This window comes from Acinetobacter sp. A22 (genome assembly GCF_030913345.1).
Classification (GTDB): domain Bacteria; phylum Pseudomonadota; class Gammaproteobacteria; order Pseudomonadales; family Moraxellaceae; genus Acinetobacter; species Acinetobacter junii.
The window spans coordinates 2,961,796-2,984,448 of record NZ_CP133162.1; the positions used below are offsets into that span (position 1 = coordinate 2,961,796).

The following is a 22,653-nucleotide window of genomic DNA, read 5'->3' on the forward strand; positions in this document are numbered from 1 at the left end:
TGACCCCAATATCAATCATGACAGGAATAAAATCATGAAGATGTTTCAAACCAAAATCACAACACGTTTAGCTTACTTGAGCTTTGCGGCATTCAGTCTATTGATCACGCATACTGCGATGGCAAAAACAGAGCAAATTATTTTAAAACAGGACCTTGGCTTAGGTGAGGAGGCGATTATCTTCAACACCAAAAAGGGTGAAGTAATCTTGAACTACTATGCCTTACCTGAAAAAGTCGCGCAGCAGATTGATCAGTTTAAAAAGGGTCAGTGTCTTGAAATTCAGTCCAAACATGGCTTTTATAACGATACCGGTGATGGGCAATACATTCAAAGCATCCGCCCTTGTAAAACTAAATCAAAACTAGCTCGACCAAAAGTCAGTGCATCGTGAGTAAACAACTGCCATGAACAAGCGCAGATTTATGCTGATCTGTTTATTGTGCTGTGTCTTCATTGCAACACTGCTTTGGCTAATCACGCAGCGTGATCAACATCCAGTATTACAAAAAACGCTACAGGTCTATGTCATCAAACTCTTACAACTGCTTGCCAAGCTTTAAATCCAATCCAACACAAACCTAAAAACCTGCCCATTGCGGCAGGTTTTTTTATGCCCGTTTATGACTGATGTTTTATCTCAGGAGACTGTTATGTCCAAAATTTGTTGTCCGATGTGTGGCAGTGATCAGGTTGAAATGATTGCACAACCGCAATTCCAACCACCACCTAACCCAATGCATACGAACTTTCCCAAACCACCCATGCATAGCTTGATGCATTACTTGGTCAACTATGCCGCGATGGGAGTCACAGGTGCCCGAATGTTGAAAGGGCAAAAGCCGATGGTGCTGATCATTGGTGCTGTGATTGGCGGCGCGGTGGGATGCGCGGCTTGTCTACTCAATCATTTACAGGATGCCACACCGACTCAACCCACCACACCTTCCATTCCTGCCCAAGCCCGTGGGCAAACTTCGTATCAATGCTTGGAGTGTGAATATTGCTTTGCTTTGGCTTTTCAATATGAGCCAGAGACCACTTATCCGATGCACAACACACGTCCTTTCGAATAATTGCAGTTTCACAATTTTATTTAATCTCAACAGGAGAATGCTTTATGGCACATTTAGTCGACAGTATGGCCTTTGTGGGTCAAACCCCTTGGCATGGACTGGGGAATCAACTCACCCCCAATCAACCGATTGAAGTTTGGGCCCAACAAGCGGGTATGGATTGGCGTATTGAAAGCTCTGATGTTCGTTACATGGCACAGAATGTACGCGGACAAGACATCATTCTACCCTTTGAAGAACAACGGGTACTGTATCGCTCCGATACCCATGCACCGTTATCTGTGGTTAGTCAACGTTTCCAAGAAGTGCAACCAATGGAAATCTTAAACTTCTATCGAGACTTAAGCGAACAATCGGGTTTTGAGTTAGAAACCGCTGGGGTGCTGAAAGGCGGTAAGAAATTCTGGGCTTTGGCGAAGACAGGACAGAGTGCAGCCTTAAAAGGCAAAGATGTCAGCAATGGCTATATTCTTTTGGCGACCGCTTGTGATGGTACCTTAGCGACTACGGTACAATTCACTTCAATTCGAGTGGTGTGTAACAATACCCTAGCGATTGCACTGAAAGCACAAAGTGCTGGATCGAATAACACAGGTGTAGTCAAAGTTCCCCACAGTACTCGCTTTGATGCGGAGAAAGTCAAACATCAACTCGGTATTTCAGTGCGTGCATGGGATGAACACATGTATGAAATGAAGCAACTCAGTCAACGTAAAGTGACACAACAAGAAGCGGCTGCTTACTTTGATGCGGTGTTTAACAACAGCAATCTGAGTGTGGCAGATCAAGAGGACAGTATCATTCAATACTATCGTAATGCAGCACTACCCAAAGCAACCATTCCCGTAACACCGAACCTGCATAAATCCGACAATAAAACCGAACCGAATGGACGCGCTATGTCTAAAGTGATGACCATGTTTAACGGACATGGGCGTGGGGCAGAACTCAGTTCAGCCAAAGACACGGCCTATGGTTTGTTATGCTCAATCACGGAATTCGTCGATCATGAAAGACGCGCCATGAGTACCGATCATCGACTCGATTCAGCATGGTTTGGGGCGGGGGCTGCGATTAAACAACGGGGCTTGGAACAGGCTTTACGTATGTTGGCTTAGCCTTAGCCCAACGACTATCAGATCCAACCATCATTTCCCTTACAACCTATACCCACCACAGTGACTCATATTTCAGCTTTATTTAAGCTTTCACCATTAGTCTAAGCCAGTGGTTATACGATAGCCGCAGTGCAAGACTCTTCGCCACTCTCAGAGGTGGCTTTTTTATACCTGAAATCTAGAAGTTGCTGTGGTGACGATACTTTATTTAAAAAGGAATATCGCCATTATGAATAGTCATCATCACATTCAAAACGCATTAAACCAACCCCCATTACAAGCTTACTCACCGAATATCAATCCATCCACTCCACAAGTCGAAGTCGGCACTCGAACTAAACGTGACCGACCCAATCAACAGCCAAGAAAAACAAAAACACCCACAGCCAAACGCCTAGCCAACACCAAGCAACTGAACTATCAACAATGGCTTGAAATCCGTAAACAGGGTATCGGTAGTAGTGATGCTGCAACTGCCTGCGGACTCAATCCCTATATGTCGATGCTGGAACTGTGGATGATCAAGACAGGACGCATGCAACAAAACATCGAAGATGAAAGTGCAGGCTATGCACCATTGTACTGGGGCAAACAACTTGAACCCTTGGTGGCTGAATACTACAGCATGCACACCAACAACAAAGTGCGTCGTGTTAATGCAGTATTACAACACCCTGATGAAGACAAGCAGTTTATGCTCGCCAATCTGGACTATGCCATTGTCAGTAATGAAGAAGTGCAAATCTTGGAGTGTAAAACTGTCGGAGAATATGGCGCAAAACTGTGGCGAGATGGCGTGCCACTGTATGTACTGTGCCAAGTCCAACATCAATTGGCGGTGACAGGTAAACAAGCTGCGCATATCTGTGCCTTGATCTGTGGACATGAAACCAAAATCTATAAAGTGACTCGTAATGAAACGGTGATCCAGCACATCATCAATGCGGAGCGTCACTTCTGGCAATGTGTAGAATCGGGTATTCCACCGAGTGTTGATGCCTCTGATTCAGCAGCCCAAGCCTTACAACAACTTTATCCAGAACAAATCCCATTAACCGTAGAAGACCTGACTCAAAATGAACAGGCCAACTACCTCTTTAATCAACTGTTAGAAGAGCGACATAGGCTTGAACAGCATCAACAGTATTTCGATGAACTCAAACACCAAATACAGATGCTAATGAAAGATGCTGAACGTGCAGTATTTACCGGTGGTTCAGTGACATGGAAGAAGGCACAAGACGCCACCACATTAAATAGCAAAGCTTTACTGAAACAACACCCTGAATATCTACAACAGTTCCCACAAACCAAAGTTGGGACACGGCGCTTTCAGATTTATCCGAATGGTGGATAAGGCAGCTACGCATTGCAGCATTTATTTCCCAACAACATATCAATCACCAAAGCCACATCAAATAACACGATCCCAGACCCCAAACAGGCATGGGATTTTTTTATACGCAAAATCTAAACATCACTTCAATACCTATATAGAGGACATCAACATGATTAAAGGTTTAGCAATTACACCACCCGTTTTAGGTCGTATCAGTATTGGTAAGATCGTGGAAAAGAACGGCAAACGCGTCCCTGAAAAGGATGATCAATTTACCATTACCAGCCAAATTCAAGGAAAAGACGGTTGGGTCAAACATCCACTCGATGAACAACTACGAGCTAAAGCATCGAATCAAAAACTCAGAACCATTCCAGTACGGATGATCTTCAATGATCCTGAACTGAACCTACGCGCTGAGTACAGCTTATTTGACCGACAAACAGGACGATTAATCTGCTCAGGCAATGGAGAAACTTGCCAACGAATTGGACAAAATGGCATTGAACAACATCCATGTCCATCACCTGATTTATGTCCCTTGGCACAAGGCGGACTGTGTAAGCCTTATGGACGGCTCTATGTGAACTTAGATGAATCCGATGAATTTGGCACCTTCATCTTTAGGACCACAGGTTTTAATAGTATCCGTACCTTAGCAGCACGACTCCGTTATTACAGTTCGGCTTCAGGTGATCTACTCTCATGTTTGCCTCTGCAACTGACCTTAAGAGGTAAAAGCACCACACAAAGTTATCGTACACCGATTTACTACGTGGATTTAACCTTGCGGGATGGAACCAATTTGCAGGAAGCGATTAGCAATGCCAAACAAATCAGTGAACAAAGCAAGGCAGTAGGGTTTCATCAAGAGGCTTTGGATCAGGTTGCACGACAGGGCTATGGTAATGCTAGTTTTGAGGTGGGTGGTGAAGAAGGCTTGGATATTGTTGAGGAGTTTTACTCGGATGAATCCAAGCTAGAACAGCATCAGCAAACTAATGACCTGACCCATGTTCAGGATATTCAAAAAGGGTTGCAGCAGTCAGTGCAGGCTTTGAATTAGATGGCATTGGATCAGACTGGATCAAGTAATTTTTTATTCAGGAGACCTATCATTTGAGCAATTACCGCTCGCATCAATGATTAGGAGTTAAACATCATGAATGCGTTTACAGGTCAAACTTTTCAGATGAACCAAATTATTAATATCAAGCATGTTGTTGAGTTTACTGCTCTAAGCCGATCAAAGATCTATGAGATGATAAATAAGGACTCGAAATATTACGATCCTACATTTCCTCAACCTGTGCGGTTAACCGAAATGCGTATTGGTTGGTCAGCTTGGGAAATTCATCAGTGGATTGACGGTAAGCTGAAGCAACGAAAGGAGTAATTAATTTATGACTGAAGATAATTTGAATGATGAAGTCATCAAGATTTTTATTGAAAGTTGGCTGGTTAAATATGAGAACTTTACTCTCGTTCAGCAATCTTTAGAAAAATCATTCAATGACTACAAAATTGTTTTTAGATTGAGAGGCCGGCAACTTGAATTATGCTCAATTAATGAGGCTAAGGTACTGAAAATTGTACAGATACCAGATGTTGATACTGATAAGTGTATTGCTTTTGCAATGGAAGCATATTTAGTTTTTCATCAAGTGATTTGTGATATAAAGAAAAACCACTAGTGGTTTTTCTTTATTTTCAATAACTTAAATACAAGGAATGCGTGACAGAACTTGTCGTTTTAATATATGCGAGTCTTGAATCTTAAAGTAAGAAAGGATAGAGTTACTGGAGAAAACTCTCCAGTGAATATCTTCAAAATGAATTCTACTAATTTTACTCTACATTTTTCAGGGCATGAAACTTTTGCTCTGCGTTATGGTTGGCTGAATAAAGCTTATACTTTGTTGAATTTTAATGAAAAAGATGTTGAGAAACAAGTTGTAGAGTTGGGTGTCGGGAAAAATATGGTCAATAGTATTAAATATTGGGCCGATATTTCTGGTTTAGTCCCATTACAAAATAGAAAGAATAAGAAAATAGGTTATGAAACAAAATTGGGTGAAATTTTTGAAAATTATGATCCATTTTTAGAATTAAATGAATCTACTTGGTTGTTACACTATTTTATTCAAAAACGTTTTACGGACTTAACATTTTCTCGTTGGTATTTTAATTATTCAAATAAGCAAATTTTTGATAAAGCAGAATTAGTTAGTGATTTAAATAATTGGTTGGAGTCGGCAGGACTAAAAGTTCCTTCACCAGCGACTTTACAAAAAGATTTTGATTGTTTTGTGCTTTGTTATGCAAAAAGGCTAAGTAAAAAGCAGTTGAATGAAGACACATTTGTCTCTCCATTGAATGAATTAAATTTCATTTATCAGATTGAATCACATAAATTTAAAGCTGACTTACTTGAGCAGAAAAATTTATCTATAGAGGTTTTTTTATATTGTTTAGTTGATTTCTGGCAAGAGAATTTTAGTCAGTCACCTACAATTAGTGTTGATAGTGTAGTAACTAACCCAGGAAGCCCAGGAAAACTATTTCGTTTGAACAACGCGGCGGTTGATTATTTTCTCAATCAATGTGCGCTAATAGATGATCGTTTTAATTGGACAGATACCTTAGGAATGAGAAGTCTAGCTTGTGAACAAGTTAATGAAGTTGATTTAAATGAACTCTTAGCTAATATTTATCGTGGGAAAATTCAAAATGACTAAAGTAGAAAATTTGAATCATTATTATCAAATTCACGTTAATCATCTTTTATCTACACGACTTGATACAGATATATCAAAAGAGTTTTTTGACAAGGTTGTTTTTCATGGAACAGCTTTTAATTCTTTACAAACCATTATTGACTCATTTGCTTCTTCTGGACAGTCAACTTTTACTTTAACAGGTAGTTACGGAACAGGAAAATCAACTTTAGCTGCTGTTTTGACAGGTTTGCTGCATCAGAATGAAAATATACGAAGTGCAGCACGAAATCTGGTGAATGATAAAAGACTACTTAAAAAGTTGGACAATTCTTTTAAGTTCTATGACGAAAAGCCTTGGCTGATAGTTAAAGCTGTAGGGGGAGTGACTTCTCCGACAGAGTTATTTTATAAATCTATTTTAAAGGCCTTAGAAGAAGCGAATCTGATTGAATTTCTTCAGGATGACTTGTTTTTCTTATCTGAGGAAATTAAAACTGAACAACAGTTAATCGCATGGATAGATCAAGTATTTCGTGCTCTTGATGGTAAAATATCTGGCAGCATTTTCATTCTAGATGAAATGGGGAAGTTATTAGATCATATTGCTCGAAACAGCGGTGATTTACATCTTTTTCAGGAGTTATCTGAAAAAATTAACAGACTTTCTACAAAAGAGTGTCCTTTTTTATTTTTAGGAGTGCTTCATCAGGCCTTTTCTGATTATGCGAAAGGTTTAAGCCATCAAATTGCATTGGAATGGGCTAAAATCCAAGGGAGATATGTTGATATCGCATATCGAATTTCATTAGATGAATCCGTGGCTTTAGTTTCTAAAACAATTAAAAAAACGAAGAATAAAATCCCTAATCCTGTTGTTATTCTAAATGAACGTCTAATTGATGATGTTATGTTGTCAATTAGCTCAAGATTAACTGAAAGCAGCCCTAAAATTAAACAATATTTTATCAATGCCTTACCTTTACATCCATTGACTACAATTTTGCTTGGAGCGATTGCTAAAAGTAGTTTTAGCCAAAATGAACGTAGTATTTTTAGTTTTCTTTTATCTGTTGAGCCCTTAAGTTTTAGAAAGTTTTTAGAAGCGGATGTTGAGTATTATAAAACTTACACTATTGTTGATCTATGGGATTATTTAAGCCATAACTTACAGCATCAAATTTTAGGTTCTAAAGAAGGGCATTCTTGGAGTGTTGTTGAAGAATCGCTTACTCTACTGAGTAAGCAGATGAACAAGTTTGAAATCAATAAAAATATTGACTTAGATCAATTGTATTTCAATATTGTTAAAGCCGTCGCAATGATGAATTTGTTTGGAAAGCCATTAGGAGTTTATCCAACAAAAAAATTGATAGCGAATGCTTTGCCAACTTCGGCAGCCTCATTAGACTTTCTTGATGAATGTTTAAATAATTTGCAGTCTTGGGGGGTTATAACTTATTGGAACCGTACAGATTCTTATGAGGTTGTTGAAACATCTGAACTAAATATTCAACAACTTTTAGAAGAAAAATTGCAAACTCTCAGTAGTCAGCAAAATTATTTCGAGCATATTGATTATAAAGGAAATTCAGTCTTAGCGAAAAGACACTATCAGCAGAAAGGTGTTATACGTTGGATGGATCAACATTTGGTCTCTGATATCTCAGGATTGAAGCACTTAATTGATAGCAATACTTTAGAGAATAGGAAAGCATTTGCACATTTTGTATTAATTACGGGGCAAGCTTTAAACTCTAAGCAACTTGCAGAGATATCTTCCCAGCACCCTAATTTAGTCATTTCTCAGCTTAAAAAATTAAGTGAAATTTTGAATTGGTCTAAAGAGATTTTCGCTTTAAAGGAAATTTATAGGGATCAGCCCAAATTAATGATAGATCCAGTTGCTAAGAAGGAGTACGAGCAACGACTGAATTATGCGTATCAGCAGGTAGATTCTTTATTTCAACAATCATTTGAACATGTTGATTGGTATTTTTCTGGCGAAAAAATTCTGTCTAAATCCTTGTCTATGGTTGCTTCTGAAATTGCCGATAAAATTTTCTTCGCATGTCCTACAGTTTCAAATGAACTAGTTGTAAGGCATGATGTTTCTAGCTCAGCAGCGGCTGGTCGAAGAAAATTATTAGAAAAGATGCTTGAAAGTAATGAGAGTGAAAATCTAAATATTGAGAAGTTCCCACCAGAGAAGGCAATTTATCTTTCTTGTTTAAAGCAGCTAGGCTTACATCAGTATCTAGCAGAACAAAGTAAATGGGCTTTTGTTATCCCTAAGTTTGATATTGAAAATGATCAAGATGCTAGTGGTAATTTGAGACTTGTTGCTGAAATGATGGAGGTTGGACATGCCTTATTTAAATCAAATAAAGATCTAGTCAAGATTTCTGATTTATATGAGATTTGGTTGGCCCCACCATTCGGTATACCTCAGGGATTGTTGCCAATTTTTGGTTTAGCTTTATTGTTAGCTAAAGAAAAAGCCTTAGCATTTTACGATCAGGATGTTACACAAGAGTTTCGCTTTATCAGCTCAATGGATGAAGAGTTCGTAAATAAATTGGTTAAACGTCCAAATGAGGTTGCAGTAAAATTTGTTAAAGAGCCTGAAGAAAAGGATCGCTTTATCCAACTATTAGCACAGAGCATTAGCTTGAACTTTTCAAAAGATATCGACGAAACACCATTGTTAGTTGCTCGATTTATTGTTTCGTATTTGGTTAAACAATCAAATTGGGTCAAGTTCTCTAAAGATATAGAATTTTTTGAAGAGAAAGTCCAACAACTTCGAGCTTTTATTGTTAAAGCTGATGATCCTTACAAACTTTTATTTGAAGATATGTACGATTTGTTAGATGTGAGTAAGCGAAGTGATGTTCAAATTCTTTCTGATCTTTCAAATTTTTTCATTAGTATTCAGAATTCTAAACTTAATTTATTCAAGAAGTTTGAACAAAGCCTTTTTAAAGAGTTAGGTGAAATTACAATTGATATTATTGAACAAGCAAAATCTATAAGTACATCTGCTGCAGATTGGAAAATGAAGAAATTTGCGGAACATTTAGCGAATAGCTCAAATGATTCTTCGCAATGGATAAGTAATATGATTACTTTACTTGGCCAGATTCCTGAAAGAGATTGGAGTGATGATAGCTTGAAAAAAGCTTTTGAAGCTCTCCCAAGTTATGTGCAACGCTTTAAGCAATTAAGTTTTTTTACTAAAAAAACTAAGATCACTTCTGATGAGGATCATAAGTCTTTGGCTATTATCGTAAATACTATTAATGGTCTAGAAGAATACAATAGAAATGTGATCATTGAACCTGAACTTCAGACTAAATTGAGTAGTGTTGAGATTGAGCTAAGTAAACAGGTTGATTCCATTGAATTAAGTGATGACGCTAAAGCGATTGTTTTATATCAACTCTTGAAGAACTATTTGTATCCAATAGGTGAGGAGGGAAAACATGAAGGTTGAGAAGCCAATTAAGCATGTTTTGGGATTGTCTGGAGGAAAAGATAGTGCTGCTCTAGCTGTCTATATGCGAGACAATTATCCTGAATTGGAGATTGAGTATTTTTTTACAGATACTGGTAAAGAACTTCCAGAGGTCATGGATTATTTAAATAAGTTAGAGGCTTACTTGGGTAAACCAATATTACGTTTGGGATCTGATAAAGACTTCGATTATTGGTTGAAAGAATACAATCATTTCTTACCTTCTGGACATCAACGTTGGTGCACTGTCCAAATGAAATTGGTCCCATTTGAAAAATGGGTGAAACCATTTTTAGATGAGGGTTATGAAATTATAAGTTATGTTGGTATTCGTGCTGATGAGCCATGGCGTGAAGGTTATGTACCTACACAAAAGTTCTTAACGACAAAAATGCCGTTTGCTGAAGATGGTTTAGTTAAAGAAGATATTATAAATATTTTAGAAGGAACGGGTTTAGGACTGCCAAAGTATTATGAATGGCGTTCTAGAAGTGGATGTACCTTCTGCTTTTATCAAAGAAAAATTGAATGGGTACGTTTAAAAGAACGTCACCCAGATAAATTTGAAGAAGCTAAGGCTTATGAAAAACAACTATCTGACGAAAAATCTACTAATGGTGAAACATATTATTGGATGGGAAAAAACACCCCACTAAGTACACTTGAAGATCCTGAGCGTGTTGCCCAAATTAAAGCTGATCATGAGCAAAAATTAGTTAAATTTAAGAAAAAGCGTCGTCGAAATGCTCTGCATGATGATCAATTAATTGAAATGATTGATCTAGATGCTGTGTATGATGATATGGAGGGAGCTGGGGCATGCGTTACTTGTTATAAGTGAAACTTTCCTAGACTTAAAATTAAACTAAATGATAATATCCTTACTATAAAACATAAACTTAATAAGGTTAGGTAATGGATTTAAAGGGTGCAGAACTAAGAAATTTTTATGCTGTTAGTCAGTCTATTAATGATAGGTCTGAGGTAAATCATGGTATGAAAATTCCCCATTACCAAAGACCGTATCGATGGGATAAAGAAAATGTAGAAAAATTAATTTTAGATTGGAAAGATCATAAAAAGAAAACTGACTACTTTTCGGGTTCTATTGTTACTGTCGCTTCAGATAATAAAGAGCATGATTTAATCGATGGGCAGCAACGTTTCACGACTTTATTTTTAGCTAATTTTGTTCGATTTCTAGTCTTGAGAGAGTTAGTATCAGTAAGTTTAAGAGAGCAAAAATATTTTCCAGATTTTAAAACACTATATAAAGAATTAATATTTGTTACTCAATATCTATTTAAAAATGATGGGCTAATTTCGAAGCTTGAAGATTTAGGAGAGGAGATTTATCAACAAAGGCAGGATCAAAATTTTGAAGAGTCAACTAGATTATTCAATATTAGTTTCTTTCTATCATCTACTGAATCATCGAATGTTAAGGAAAGAATAGAACTCTTACAAGATAAATTAAAAGAAAGTAAACTTTTTTTAACTTATGATCGTTCAACCTTTAATGATTCTTTAGCCAAGGTTTTAAGTAATATTATTTATAGTTTAGATGATATAAACACGCCTAAATTTTATATTAATAACTTCGACTCTGATTTTTTTAATGAAAGTGAACGTACTTATCTAAATGCTATTGAAGAGATAGTAAGAAGGTTTGAGAGTATTGTAGAGGAAGATGGTTTTAAAGTAAAAAGTATAAATTCCTTTGTTAGAGCTAACTCTCTAAAAGATAAAATTGGTGATTTTTTAACAGAGGTCAAGCTGTGTCTTATTCAGACTGGAAATACAGAGGATGCTTATACATTATTTGAAGTTTTAAATGATAGAGCATTAGCATTAGATGATTTAGATTTAATAAAAAATCTATTTTATAAGAATTTTGTTATAAAGAACGATATGTCTGATGCGAAAAAAGATCGTATATTACAAAACCTTGACCAACAATGGATTGAAAAAATTTATCAATCAGGTATTTCTGATGCAGAAAAAAAGCTAGTAACTTATCTAGCAATTGCATTCATAAGTGGTTCTACACAAATAACACATAAGGCTACCAAAGATTATAGAACTGTTTTGAATAAATATTTTGAAAATACAAATTATAGTGAGGAAGATATTAAAAGAGATTTTAATATTTTTGAGGCATGTAAGATTTTTGTTAAAGTTTTTGGGATTAGATTTAGATCGCAAGATATCATTGCAGTACAAGCGGAATATGATAAAAATGTATCCGTAACTTATAAAGTTGTACATTTATTGATGGCCCTGAAACAAGAGGGTGTGTTATCTGGTTTAGTAAATTTCTTATTAAATTACATAAAAATAGAGGTTTCGAATTTTGACCCTGAAAAAGTGAAGAAAGTATTTGAAGAGTTAAAAAATATAACAACTGTTGATAATGATATAGAGGCACAATCTAAGATCATATGGAAATTATCTATACAATCTAAAGATGCTACTTTGCCTAGACAATTAGCTGTTAATTTAATTTCTGCAAATAACTTAAATAGTACCTCGCCAAGAGAATATACACTAATATCAAAAGCTGGCTCAGCTACTCCCCAAGATGAGTTCAATCAATGGATTGATGAATGGAAGTTCGGTGCAAATTTAAAAGTTAGAATTTTATTTTCTAGGTTGTTTAAATTATCGCTTGAGAATGATGTTTTGGTAAACAAGTTTTTCTCTTTTGGTCTCACTGAGGAGCAGGTACGAGAGCTAGAACTAGACCATATGGAAGCACAAAATCCTAGTCAAGAGTTTTTAAAGTACTATTTTCAAGATGAATTAAGAGACTATTACATTAATGGAATAGGTAATATTATGCCTTTACCTAAAACAGAAAATATAAAAAAATCAAATCTTCCTCTTATATATAGTTTTGATTTTTATAATCAAGTGGGTTTAGATAAGCATTTCATAATGGATGAAACCCAAAAATTATTAAAAATACATTCCGATGAGAACGGTATTCCTACTGCACAATTTTTTATGCAGAGAAAGATTAAATTAATTGAATGGTTTAAACAATGTATTGAAATTTGAAAAGATAGCATTCTCTAGAGAATGCTATCTTTTATCTTATTTATTAGATTATTAATACTATTTAGATTGGTCGTATAACCAAAACTTAAACGTATACTAGAGATAGCCTCCTCAAAAGAAAGATTGATTTCTTGTAATATATAAGAAGTTTCAATATTCATTGATGAGCAAGCTGATCCTTGAGAACATAAAAAATTTGATTGAGCCACAAAATGTGCAGCATCAAAGTTAGGAAGTCTGATATTTAGAATATGGGGAATATAATTTTTATCGGGAGAATTAATTGTTCCTCCAATTTCAAGAACTTTGGTTCGTAGTAAGGAGTTAAGGTTATTCATATCTGTAGAGGTGTCTTCAATTATGTTATCTTCAACAGCTGCTCCGAAACCTAAAATTAATGGAGTCGGAAGAGTACCTCCTCTTATGTTATATTCTTGCCCAGCCCCATGAATCACTGGCTGGATTCTAGTTTCTCTTAAGTCTCTAATATATAGCGCTCCAATACCTTTAGGGCCATAAATCTTATGTGCTGATATTGAAAGCATATCTATATACAGTTCATCTACATCAATAGCAATTTTTTTGTAAGATTGAGCTGCATCTACATGAAATTTAATATTTCTTTCAAAGCATGCTTTGCCAATTAATTCAATTGGTTGAATAGAACCGAGTTCATTGTTGACATGCATGATACTAACAAGAACCGTGTCATCACGCATCGCTTGAATGACATCCTGAGAATCAATGATTCCATTTTTCTGGGGAGAGATAAAAGTAATTTCATACCCATGTTCTTTTTCAAGAAAATGGCAAATTGCTAGAATACATTTATGCTCAATTGAGGAAGTGATGATATGTTTCCCTTTTTTAGGGTTTGCTAAAACATATCCTTTAATTGCTAAGTTGTTGGCTTCAGATGCACCGCTAGTGAAAACTATTTCACTTTTATATGCGCCGATTGAATCCGCTATTATTCTCCTAACATTTTCTATCTTCTCTGCTGAAGTGCGGCCTAGCTTATGGGCAGAAGAAGGATTTGAATACTCTTCCTCAAAAGCTCTAAATAATTCATTTTTAACAGATGGTAGAAGAGGAGTTGATGCAGCAAAATCTAGATAAATCATATTTAGTGCATAATAAAAGAGACACTATAAGCATCTCTTTTTTTTTACCTTTAATCAATCATTCTAGCCAATTAATCAACTCATCCCAAGCTAATTCGTAAAGTCGTTTAGAGCGTGTGATTATGAAATCTGTTGACCATGGTTTTGTCATATTACCCAAAGCAATAAGATTCGGCATATATTTCTGAGCTTGTAAAAGTTCATGTGTTAATGCACCGAAACGAATGTTTTTAGTTTCAGCCGCCTCGCGTAGTATTTCAGCCGCGCTATTTTGATCTTGAGCACCAACTACTTTGTAGAAGATTCTTTTTTCTGCCCAAACTCGATTGCCTAAAGAGGAGTTTAGCTCATGAGAAACAAGTATTAGATTACCAAGTGTATCAATTAAATCACCATGCTCATAAATTGCTTGTTCCCAAGAACCGTTATTCGATTGTGGTGCAATATGTTCTAAAGATAGGTTTCTATCATCAATATATGATTCCAGATTTAAGCATGGATTAGATAAATCTTTCCCCTTGATTAATAAACCTTCATATGCGGTATCTGCTACTGCGTCATGATGTGCCGCAAGTAAAATAAATTTCGCTAATTTAGAGCTTTTATAAATTGGTTGATATGTTGCTAAATTGATAAAATTTTCTTTGCTTAGAACTTTTCCTTTGCGTTCCGCATCAAGCAATCTTGATTTTAATTCCGCCTTGAATAGATCTATATTTATAACTTTATCTTGCATGTAAAGTTTTGCTAGGCGTGGAAGACCAGATGGCATTTCTGATTTGCTAAGTATTTCTCGGTATTCATTATCGATTCCTCCAGTTCCTCTTCTAGTCGCTCTCCAAAGAGTGCTGAAAGCAAGCATAGCTTTTATAGCCTCTTCAAAGTCCTTAAATCGTTGAGCTTTTTCATTTTGATCTTGAGCGTCGACAACTTGACTAAAGAATAAAGTTAAAATCGGAATAACAATCGTATGGTTAATATCTTTGAAAAATTTTAGTCCAAGTTTTGAGGTTGTAGATAATTGATGATGATGAAAAAACTTCTGAATATCTGTATAGCTATCAGATTCCCAGAAATACTTCTTAAAATTAGCACAATAACTAAGCATTTTAATGAATTCTATAGGGGCAGCAGCTTCTTCAAAAGATGTTTTTAGTTCACTACGTTGTTCTGCTAAACGTCCCGAAATCTTTAAACCTGAATATGCGCTAAAAAAATGTATTAATAATTCTTTAGTTGCTTTCTGTAATTCAGGACCTACTGAGAATATACATAAATATTCTGAAACTTGATCAAGTAGAGTTTTTTCAATGGAGTTTTCATAATCCGCAAGGCCAACGGCATTTACAACTCTAGGTTTAAAAGTTTCAAATGCTGTTAAGGGTTCTCCTGTCGTATTTAAAGATTCAAATATTGTAAATGCATAATCTTCATTCTTACCTTTTACAACAGTTAAAACTACTCTATGAAGGACATAACGAGCATAAAATACGAGAAGACTTAACTTATCAAAAATTTCTTTTTCAGATTCTTGCAGCTTGAGAATGTCTTGAACAGGTGCTACATGATTTAGCAGGCCTTCTTGGAAAGAATCGGAAGCATAAATATCTTCAATATTTGGCACTTCTTCCATTTCATCTGCTACGCTATTACGGTTATTAATTATACTTTTAAGGATTTTCATTAGTTGATTGTAGCGATCAACTAGGGCTTCTTCACCTTCTATATTTGAATTTCTTTTACTCGGTTTATATTCGATTACGTCATAATCGACTTTATCAATTTCGGTGATGTAATTAAAAGTTAAATTAGCAATTGGAGAGTCATACTTCTTATTCGCAGGGCTTTTAGACCATTGATCGTCAATTGATCGGATCATTCTAGGATAAAGAGGTGATTTTCCAAATGAATATTTTTCATAAAATGTATCAGCTAACGCTGATAAAGCTTCTTTCGTCTGGCCATCAAGCCATTCCAAAGCCGTGACATGACTTTCGAGTTCTGGAGAAATTTCTGCACCTTCATTTGTAAGTTTTTCGTACTCATTAAATAAAGATTTTGTTTTTTTTGTGAATTGCTTATGTGTTATGCTCAAAGTGTTATGCAAAGCAATACAGACAAGTAATAACGTGGTCATGCGTTGTTGACCATCAATAACAGTTAAGACTTTACTTGGTACATCTGCGCGTACAATTGGTTGAACAGTAGAGTTGTTTACATCATGAATTGTGATCACAGTCCCAAGAAATGTGAAGCTATCATCCGATTTGACTAAGGTTTTTATGCCATGGCTAATATCTTCAATTAGGCGGCTAACTTTATCTTTATCCCAGCTATAAGGACGTTGGTAAGAGGGAATGTAGAGACCGAGACCCCTATCCGCTAGTAATTCCATTGGTGATTTAGAAATTGCTTCGAATATTGTTTTTGGATCGACAGCCATTTTATGCCCCTGAGTAAATTTTAGTATTAAAAACTGTTAATTAATATACTTCATTGTCTATATTTAGAATTGTTGTGACAACTAATAATTTCAAGTGAATGATAATTTATTAAATATTTAGCAAAAACTGAAGGCTTCGCTAGGAAGTTTAATTAGAGTTTACAAATTAAATTTTTATAAAATGGCCAATATAATTTCAAGGAAAATTATGGCGATTAATTAAATTTAGGCGCTGTAGATCCCTTTCCTTTAAGTTTACAATAAAATAAATAATCTCTATGCTCTATGAAATTTTAACTCCTCAAACCATCAATAAAGTCCGCCCATTCCTGCATCATCTTTCTTCGATAATCTAAATGCTGTGCATGGTTATAAGCTTGCGATACGGCATTTCCGACAGTATGAGCTAATTGTATTTCTATAGCATCATGCATATAGCCTTTCTCATGTAGCGTAGTGGAAGCAAGCCCACGAAAACCATGTCCAGTCATTTTTCCCATATAGCCCATTGTTCGAATAGCACTTAAAAGAGCATTATTGCTTAAGGGTTTGGCTTTACTATGGTTATAAAAAACAAATTGCTTGTTACCTGTAATTGGTCGGAGACTTTCTATTAGCTCAAAGGCTTGTCTTGATAAAGGAACAATATGAGGTAATGCCATTTTCATTTTGTATGCAGGGATGCGCCATAAATGATTATCGAAATCAATCTCATTCCACTCCATATTGATAAGTTCAGCAGTTCTTACAAATGTTAATGTCATTAGTTGTAATGCTGTTTTAACCAAGATGCTGCCATGATAACGATCCATACGTTCCAAGAATGGTGGAAACTCAGAGATATCCAAACGAGCCATATGTTTTACTTTACGTGGCTTTAATGCTTCTTGCAGGTGTGGGGTCGGATCATTCTCAATGATTCCTTTACGGATCGCATAACGGAAAATTCGACCAGTCAAAGGAATAGAGCGCTTAGCCATTTCCAATGCGCCACGTTCTTCAATTTTTTTAGCACAAGCTAATACGTCTTTCCCCTTGATTTGATCAATTGGCATATCGCCTAGAGCTGGGAATAGGTCTTTTTCAAATACGGATAAATCGCGTAAGTAAGTGCCTTCGGTGATCGCATCTTTACGATCTTGCATCCATTCCATTGCTAGAACTTTGAAAAGCTTGTTTTTATCAGTTTTATCGAGACGTTGATTTTTTGCGGCGTTAGGGTCGATATTATTATAAAGTTGTATTCGTGCCTCATCACGAACACGTCGAGCCTGAGCGAGTGAAACTTCAGGATAGCTTCCTATTGTTAAAGTGCTTTCACGTCCATTAAATCGATATTTTAACCGCCAGAAACGTCCACCTGATGGTGTAACTTCTAAATAAAGCCCTTTTTCATCTGAATAGCGTTTTTTCTTATCAATTGGTTTGATTTTTCTAACTTGCGCATCAGTAAGCATTTAGGATGTTATCCTTATATATTGGGGGATGATTATTGTTTATTTAAAATAGTCCCCCAATTATCCCCCACGTTATAGGGGATTACAATAGATCTCATCGAATAGTATAAGGCAATAAAAAAAGCTTAAACCCTTTAGATTTAAGCTTTTAGGACTCTATGAGACATCATAGAAATTGAATTTGGCGGTGAGAGAGGGATTCGAACCCTCGAAACGCTATAAACGTTTACACACTTTCCAGGCGTGCTCCTTCAGCCACTCGGACACCTCACCAATGGGGTGCGATAGTAACTAAAAAAAAGCAGGCTGCCAAGTTGTAGCGAAACAGATTTGCAGAAAAACTTCTTGTCTAATGATAATATTGCGTCAAGTCACGTTTTATATTGAAGACAATATATGCAAAGTACTGCAAAAAAAGCAGCGTTGCCAGCCACGGCATTAGCAGCACTAGGGGTAGTCTTTGGAGACATTGGAACAAGTCCACTGTATGCATTGAAAGAATCATTTCATGCTGCACATGGACTCGGGATTCAGCCTGAAAATGTATTGGGGATCCTGTCCATTATCTTCTGGTGTTTGATGCTCATTATTAGTATCAAATACATCGCTATTGTTATGCGAGCAGACAATAATGGTGAAGGTGGAATCATGGCTTTACTGGCCTTGAATTTGCGCAAAGCCAAAATATCAGATACTAAAAAAATTTACTTGATTGCAATTGGGTTTATTGGCGCATCACTCTTCTTTGGTGATGGCATCATCACGCCTGCGATTTCAGTCCTCTCCGCAGTAGAAGGCTTATCCATCGCAACAGATGTACTCGATCCTTTTATTGTACCGATTGCAATTGTGATCGTTACGACCTTGTTTTTGATGCAAAAACATGGAACAGCTTTTGTCGGGAAATTTTTTGGTCCAATTACCTTACTTTGGTTTTTGTCATTAGGTATTCTCGGAATTGTCAGTGTCATACAGACACCTGTGGTTTTGGGTATGGTGAGTCCGCATTGGGCATTTCAATTTATTTTTACTCATCCTTTACAGTCCTTTTTTATTATGGGTGCTGTAGTCCTTACCGTGACAGGTGGTGAGGCTTTATATGCGGATATGGGACATTTCGGTCCTCGTCCAATTCGCTTTGGTTGGTTCACCGTCGTTTTACCTTGCTTGGTGTTAAATTACGCGGGTCAAGGTGCATTGCTACTTCGTAACCCTGCTGCGATCGAAAATCCATTTTATTTATTGGTGCCGAGTTGGGCCTTATATCCAATGATTATCTTGGCAACTATGGCAGCGGTGATTGCATCACAAGCGGTCATTTCAGGGGTCTTTTCCCTTGCGCGTCAGGCGATTCAATTGGGATATCTGCCACGTTTAAGTATTAAACATACATCAGATTCAGAAGAAGGTCAGATTTATGTCCCATTCCTGAATTGGTTGCTTCTCGTCGCGATTGTAATTTTAATCTTAATCTTTAAGACCAGCTCAAACCTTGCAAGTGCTTATGGTTTAGCTGTGACCTTAACGATGTTGTGTGACACCATTCTGGTTGCGATCTTTATTTTCTATGCATGGAAATGGAGTCTGCCTAAAGTATTGCTTTTAATTATTCCATTTTTCTTTTTGGAATCGGTACTGGTTGCGGCTGCTTCATTAAAAATGTTCTCTGGTGGTTGGGTTCCTTTACTTATCGGCAGTATCGCAGTCATGATTCTAATGACTTGGAAGCGTGGTCGTGAGTTGACCTTTGCTAAACTGGAACACGATACTCTATCTTTGGATTTATTCGTCCGAAGTCTGGGGGATAATGTCCATCGTGTACCTGGTGATGCAGTATTTTTGACAGGGACACCGAATGTTGTACCTCATGCGATGTTGCATAATATTAAACACAACAAAGTATTGCATGAGCGAAATATTCTAGTCACGGTTGTGATTGAAGATGTTCCTTTTGTTCCTCAAGAGGAGCGGGTGCAAGTCGAAACACTAAACGAGCATTTCTATCGCATTAAAATCTTCTATGGATTTAAAGATGAGCCAAATGTTCCACGTGCATTAATGCAAGCATATGAGCAATTAGAATTTGAATATGATTTGATGCAGATTAGTTTCTTCATTTCACGTGATCGTATCGTGCACAGTGTTGGTGATGGAATGTCTCCGTGGCGTGAACGTTTATTTATCTCAATGCAACGGAATACCAGCCCTGTTAGTGATTTTTATCAAATTCCGACTAACCGTGTCGTCGAGTTAGGTAGTCAAATCGAAATTTAAGAATTGGTTTTAAAAAAGGCACGTTCGCGTCACTACTGTCCCATAGTTTGCTTTAAATAAAAAAACCTGAGTCTAAATAGTTAAAATATGAGTGCAAACAAACACTTTAACTATAAAGGACTCAGGTTTTGTCACATCAGAATACCGTATTTCATCAATTACTCAAACCCATTCTAAGACAAGATTTTGAACGTCTGGCTAAACTGCACCACTCTGGGCAAAAATTATGATCAGCCACCCGCTGGGATCAGTTTGTTGCCATATTGATGTCCCAACTTTCTTGTCGGCAAAGCTTAAGAGACATTCAATCCAATCTCGAATCCCAGCAGGAAAAGCTCTATCATCTTGGCGCGAAGAGAATTGCGCGAAGCACCTTAGCAAGACTCAACGAAGGACAGCCCGCCAGCCTGTATCAGCAATTGTTCACACAGCTGCTTCAGCGCTGTGAAAACTCTAAAACTGCACATAAATTTAGATTCAAAAATCCGCTGTATTCACTAGATGCCAGTCATATTGATCTTTCACTGTCATTGTGCGCATGGGCAAAAGTGCATGAATCCAAAGCCAGTATTAAACTCAGTGTTGGCTTAAATCACAGCAATACCATTCCTGAATTTGTAGCGCTTGGGGATGGTATTGAAAATGATATGGTGCAAGGCAGAGCATTTAAATTTCCTGCTGGCAGCATTATCGTCTTTGATAAAGGATATGTTGATTATCAATGGTTTGCTCAGTTGACACTTCAGAACGTCAGCTTTGTAACCCGGCTACGCCCAAAGACAGTTTATCAAGTTAAATCAAGCCGCAGCGTATTAGCGACTAAAGGGATTATTGCGGATGAATGTATTGAATTGAGCAGTGCGCATGCCAAGAAAAGAGGCGCACCTGAATTATTAAGACGTATAGAGTTTTATGATACAGATAAGAAAAGAACATTCGAATTTCTGAGCAACAACTTTCATCTGGCAGCATCCACCATTGCTGCAATTTATAAAGACCGCTGGAAGATTGAGTTATTCTTTAAAGCCATCAAGCAGAATTTAAAACTGAAGTCATTTCTAGGTCGAAGCCGCAATGCGATACAAACGCAAATATGGATTGCATTAATTGCCTATTTGCTGGTGAACTTCGCTAAACACATGGCACAAGAAGGATGGAGTGTTCAGCGTTTACTGAGAATTATTCAGGTCAATTTATTTGAAAGGAAACTTTTAAGGTCACTCTTTGTGCCTGATAAAAAATGGCGAAAACAAGAAGAACCTCAATTGAGGTTCTTCTTGTGATATTTGTGGGACAGCAGTGCGTTCGCGTGCCTTTTTTATTGTCTGCTGATCAATTGTATAGTTTTGCGACATAAATTGTCGTTCATGCTCGGAACGCAATATACATCAAGCTTTTGAGTTGTTAAGCTTCGCATTCTTAAAGGTTTTGATGTAGTCATGGCAAAGAAAACAACGAGAAAAGGTAAATCACAAACTACTTTTTTGAGCAAAAATACTGGAAAAGTGCTGCTCGCGTTGATCGCAACAGGAAGCTTTGCGATAGCCTTTGGTAGTGAAAAGATTTCTAAATTTATTCCATTGCAATCAAGTAGTGGAGCGTGTCTTAATCAGTTTTATCGTGAAGTTCCTCCATTGCTCAATAAGGAAAGCTTAACCAAACATAGCTATGCCTTATGTTTTAATGATTTTAATGTCATGTATTCAGGTGTTTCAAAAACGCCACTATGGTCAGCCGAGTATTTAAGCCCTGATCGATTAAGTATGAAAATTAAACGCGAAGATAATTTCCACGAAGAAACACGTGTACAAATGGCTCATCGAGCATTGTTATCGGACTATCGTGGTTCAGGATATGATCGTGGACATATGGCACCCAATGCTGATATGAACAATACTGCTGCACAATATGATAGTTTTTCTTTAGCCAACATGGTGCCTCAAGCACCTAAAAACAATCAGGAAGTTTGGCGAAAACTTGAAGAGGCTGTCCGTGCAGTTGTGACCAAACATCATAAAGAAGCATATGTTGTAACAGGTCCAGTTTTTGAAGGAAAACGACTCAAAACAATCGGTAGCGGTGTGATTGTCCCGACTGCGGTTTATAAAGCTGTGTACTTACCTAAACAAGGAATCATTGGGGCTTATTACGCACCAAATAATAATTCTGAACAGGTCGAGGTGGTGAGCGTTTGTTATCTAGAAGAAAAATTAGGGATTAATTTATTTCCACAACTGACTGAACAGCAAAAGCGCAATATTTATCATTTGCCATTATCGGCTCAACAGGTAAAAGTCAATAAAGAGATCAGCTATTCACATTGGGATGGCCAAAGTCAATGTGCTGAAGAAGCGACTACAGAAGCGATACAGGCGCAGCAAAAACAGTTTAGTTCGGGTCAAAGCCAAACTTCACAGAGTAGTCTTCCGCAAATTGATGAAGAAACCAAACAAGCTTTAATTAAACAATTGGTCGATGCACTTGTGCAGTATTTCTTACAATTGTTGCGATAATCGAATCGATCTCGG

At 36.8% G+C, this 22,653-nt stretch carries 17 protein-coding genes, 1 tRNA gene and 1 pseudogene; 15 read left to right on the forward strand and 4 right to left on the reverse strand.

Annotated elements, in window-relative coordinates:
- Positions 1-34: 34 nt before the first annotated feature.
- The 12 genes from Q9Q86_RS14375 to Q9Q86_RS14430 all read left to right on the forward strand — a co-directional run bounded on the left by Q9Q86_RS14375 (position 35) and on the right by Q9Q86_RS14430 (position 12,827).
- Positions 35-394 (forward strand): hypothetical protein, encoded by a 360-nt coding sequence (locus Q9Q86_RS14375; protein WP_374050025.1) that lies wholly within the window; start codon positions 35-37, stop codon positions 392-394.
- Positions 395-407: 13 nt separating this feature from the next.
- Complete coding sequence (locus Q9Q86_RS14380; protein WP_171293785.1) at positions 408-563, forward strand: hypothetical protein; 156 nt, start codon at positions 408-410, stop codon at positions 561-563.
- A 90-nt stretch (positions 564-653) separates the two neighbouring features.
- Entirely contained in the window at positions 654-1,076 is a 423-nt protein-coding gene (locus tag Q9Q86_RS14385; protein WP_112987132.1) for a hypothetical protein, read from the forward strand.
- Between the two features lie 44 nt (positions 1,077-1,120).
- On the forward strand, positions 1,121-2,194 hold the full coding sequence (locus Q9Q86_RS14390; protein WP_112987131.1) for a DUF932 domain-containing protein: 1,074 nt from the start codon (positions 1,121-1,123) through the stop codon (positions 2,192-2,194).
- A 229-nt stretch (positions 2,195-2,423) separates the two neighbouring features.
- Positions 2,424-3,551 (forward strand): YqaJ viral recombinase family protein, encoded by a 1,128-nt coding sequence (locus Q9Q86_RS14395; protein WP_112987130.1) that lies wholly within the window; start codon positions 2,424-2,426, stop codon positions 3,549-3,551.
- A gap of 151 nt (positions 3,552-3,702) precedes the next feature.
- A complete protein-coding gene (locus Q9Q86_RS14400) occupies positions 3,703-4,599 on the forward strand; it encodes a hydrolase or metal-binding protein (RefSeq protein WP_112987129.1) in 897 nt (298 codons plus the stop codon).
- A gap of 96 nt (positions 4,600-4,695) precedes the next feature.
- Positions 4,696-4,929, forward strand: coding sequence for an AlpA family transcriptional regulator (locus Q9Q86_RS14405; RefSeq protein ID WP_112987128.1), 234 nt, complete (start codon positions 4,696-4,698; stop codon positions 4,927-4,929).
- Between the two features lie 7 nt (positions 4,930-4,936).
- Positions 4,937-5,227: a hypothetical protein gene (locus tag Q9Q86_RS14410; protein WP_112987127.1), complete on the forward strand. Its 291-nt coding sequence runs from the start codon at positions 4,937-4,939 to the stop codon at positions 5,225-5,227.
- A 75-nt stretch (positions 5,228-5,302) separates the two neighbouring features.
- The gene (locus tag Q9Q86_RS14415; protein ID WP_308150313.1) at positions 5,303-6,271 is read left to right on the forward strand and encodes a DUF4007 family protein; all 969 of its coding nucleotides are present in this window, start codon (positions 5,303-5,305) and stop codon (positions 6,269-6,271) included.
- Positions 6,264-9,746, forward strand: a complete 3,483-nt coding sequence (locus tag Q9Q86_RS14420) for a P-loop NTPase fold protein (protein ID WP_112987125.1) — start codon at positions 6,264-6,266, stop codon at positions 9,744-9,746. Before Q9Q86_RS14415 ends, Q9Q86_RS14420 begins: the two co-directional genes overlap by 8 nt.
- Positions 9,736-10,608, forward strand: coding sequence for a phosphoadenosine phosphosulfate reductase family protein (locus Q9Q86_RS14425; RefSeq protein WP_112987124.1), 873 nt, complete (start codon positions 9,736-9,738; stop codon positions 10,606-10,608). The genes Q9Q86_RS14420 and Q9Q86_RS14425 overlap by 11 nt, the downstream gene beginning before the upstream one ends.
- A gap of 74 nt (positions 10,609-10,682) precedes the next feature.
- The gene (locus Q9Q86_RS14430; RefSeq protein ID WP_112987123.1) at positions 10,683-12,827 is read left to right on the forward strand and encodes a DUF262 domain-containing protein; all 2,145 of its coding nucleotides are present in this window, start codon (positions 10,683-10,685) and stop codon (positions 12,825-12,827) included.
- A gap of 14 nt (positions 12,828-12,841) precedes the next feature.
- Here Q9Q86_RS14430 and Q9Q86_RS14435 read toward each other — a convergent pair whose 3' ends face one another.
- From Q9Q86_RS14435 to Q9Q86_RS14450, 4 genes are all read right to left on the reverse strand, one after another.
- Entirely contained in the window at positions 12,842-13,951 is a 1,110-nt protein-coding gene (locus Q9Q86_RS14435) for a cysteine desulfurase family protein (protein ID WP_112987122.1), read from the reverse strand.
- Positions 13,952-14,009: 58 nt separating this feature from the next.
- A complete protein-coding gene (locus tag Q9Q86_RS14440; protein WP_112987121.1) occupies positions 14,010-16,394 on the reverse strand; it encodes a DUF262 domain-containing HNH endonuclease family protein in 2,385 nt (794 codons plus the stop codon).
- 293 nt (positions 16,395-16,687) lie between these two features.
- The gene (locus Q9Q86_RS14445) at positions 16,688-17,851 is read right to left on the reverse strand and encodes an integrase arm-type DNA-binding domain-containing protein (protein WP_112987120.1); all 1,164 of its coding nucleotides are present in this window, start codon (positions 17,849-17,851) and stop codon (positions 16,688-16,690) included.
- 182 nt (positions 17,852-18,033) lie between these two features.
- Positions 18,034-18,124: transfer RNA gene (locus Q9Q86_RS14450), tRNA-Ser, on the reverse strand.
- Positions 18,125-18,247: 123 nt separating this feature from the next.
- Here Q9Q86_RS14450 and Q9Q86_RS14455 point away from each other — a divergent pair.
- From Q9Q86_RS14455 to Q9Q86_RS14465, 3 genes and pseudogenes are all read left to right on the forward strand, one after another.
- Complete coding sequence (locus tag Q9Q86_RS14455; protein ID WP_112987119.1) at positions 18,248-20,125, forward strand: potassium transporter Kup; 1,878 nt, start codon at positions 18,248-18,250, stop codon at positions 20,123-20,125.
- A gap of 128 nt (positions 20,126-20,253) precedes the next feature.
- Positions 20,254-21,408 (forward strand): annotated as a pseudogene (locus Q9Q86_RS14460) (IS4 family transposase).
- Between the two features lie 156 nt (positions 21,409-21,564).
- Complete coding sequence (locus Q9Q86_RS14465; protein WP_112986782.1) at positions 21,565-22,638, forward strand: DNA/RNA non-specific endonuclease; 1,074 nt, start codon at positions 21,565-21,567, stop codon at positions 22,636-22,638.
- Positions 22,639-22,653 lie beyond the last annotated feature (15 nt).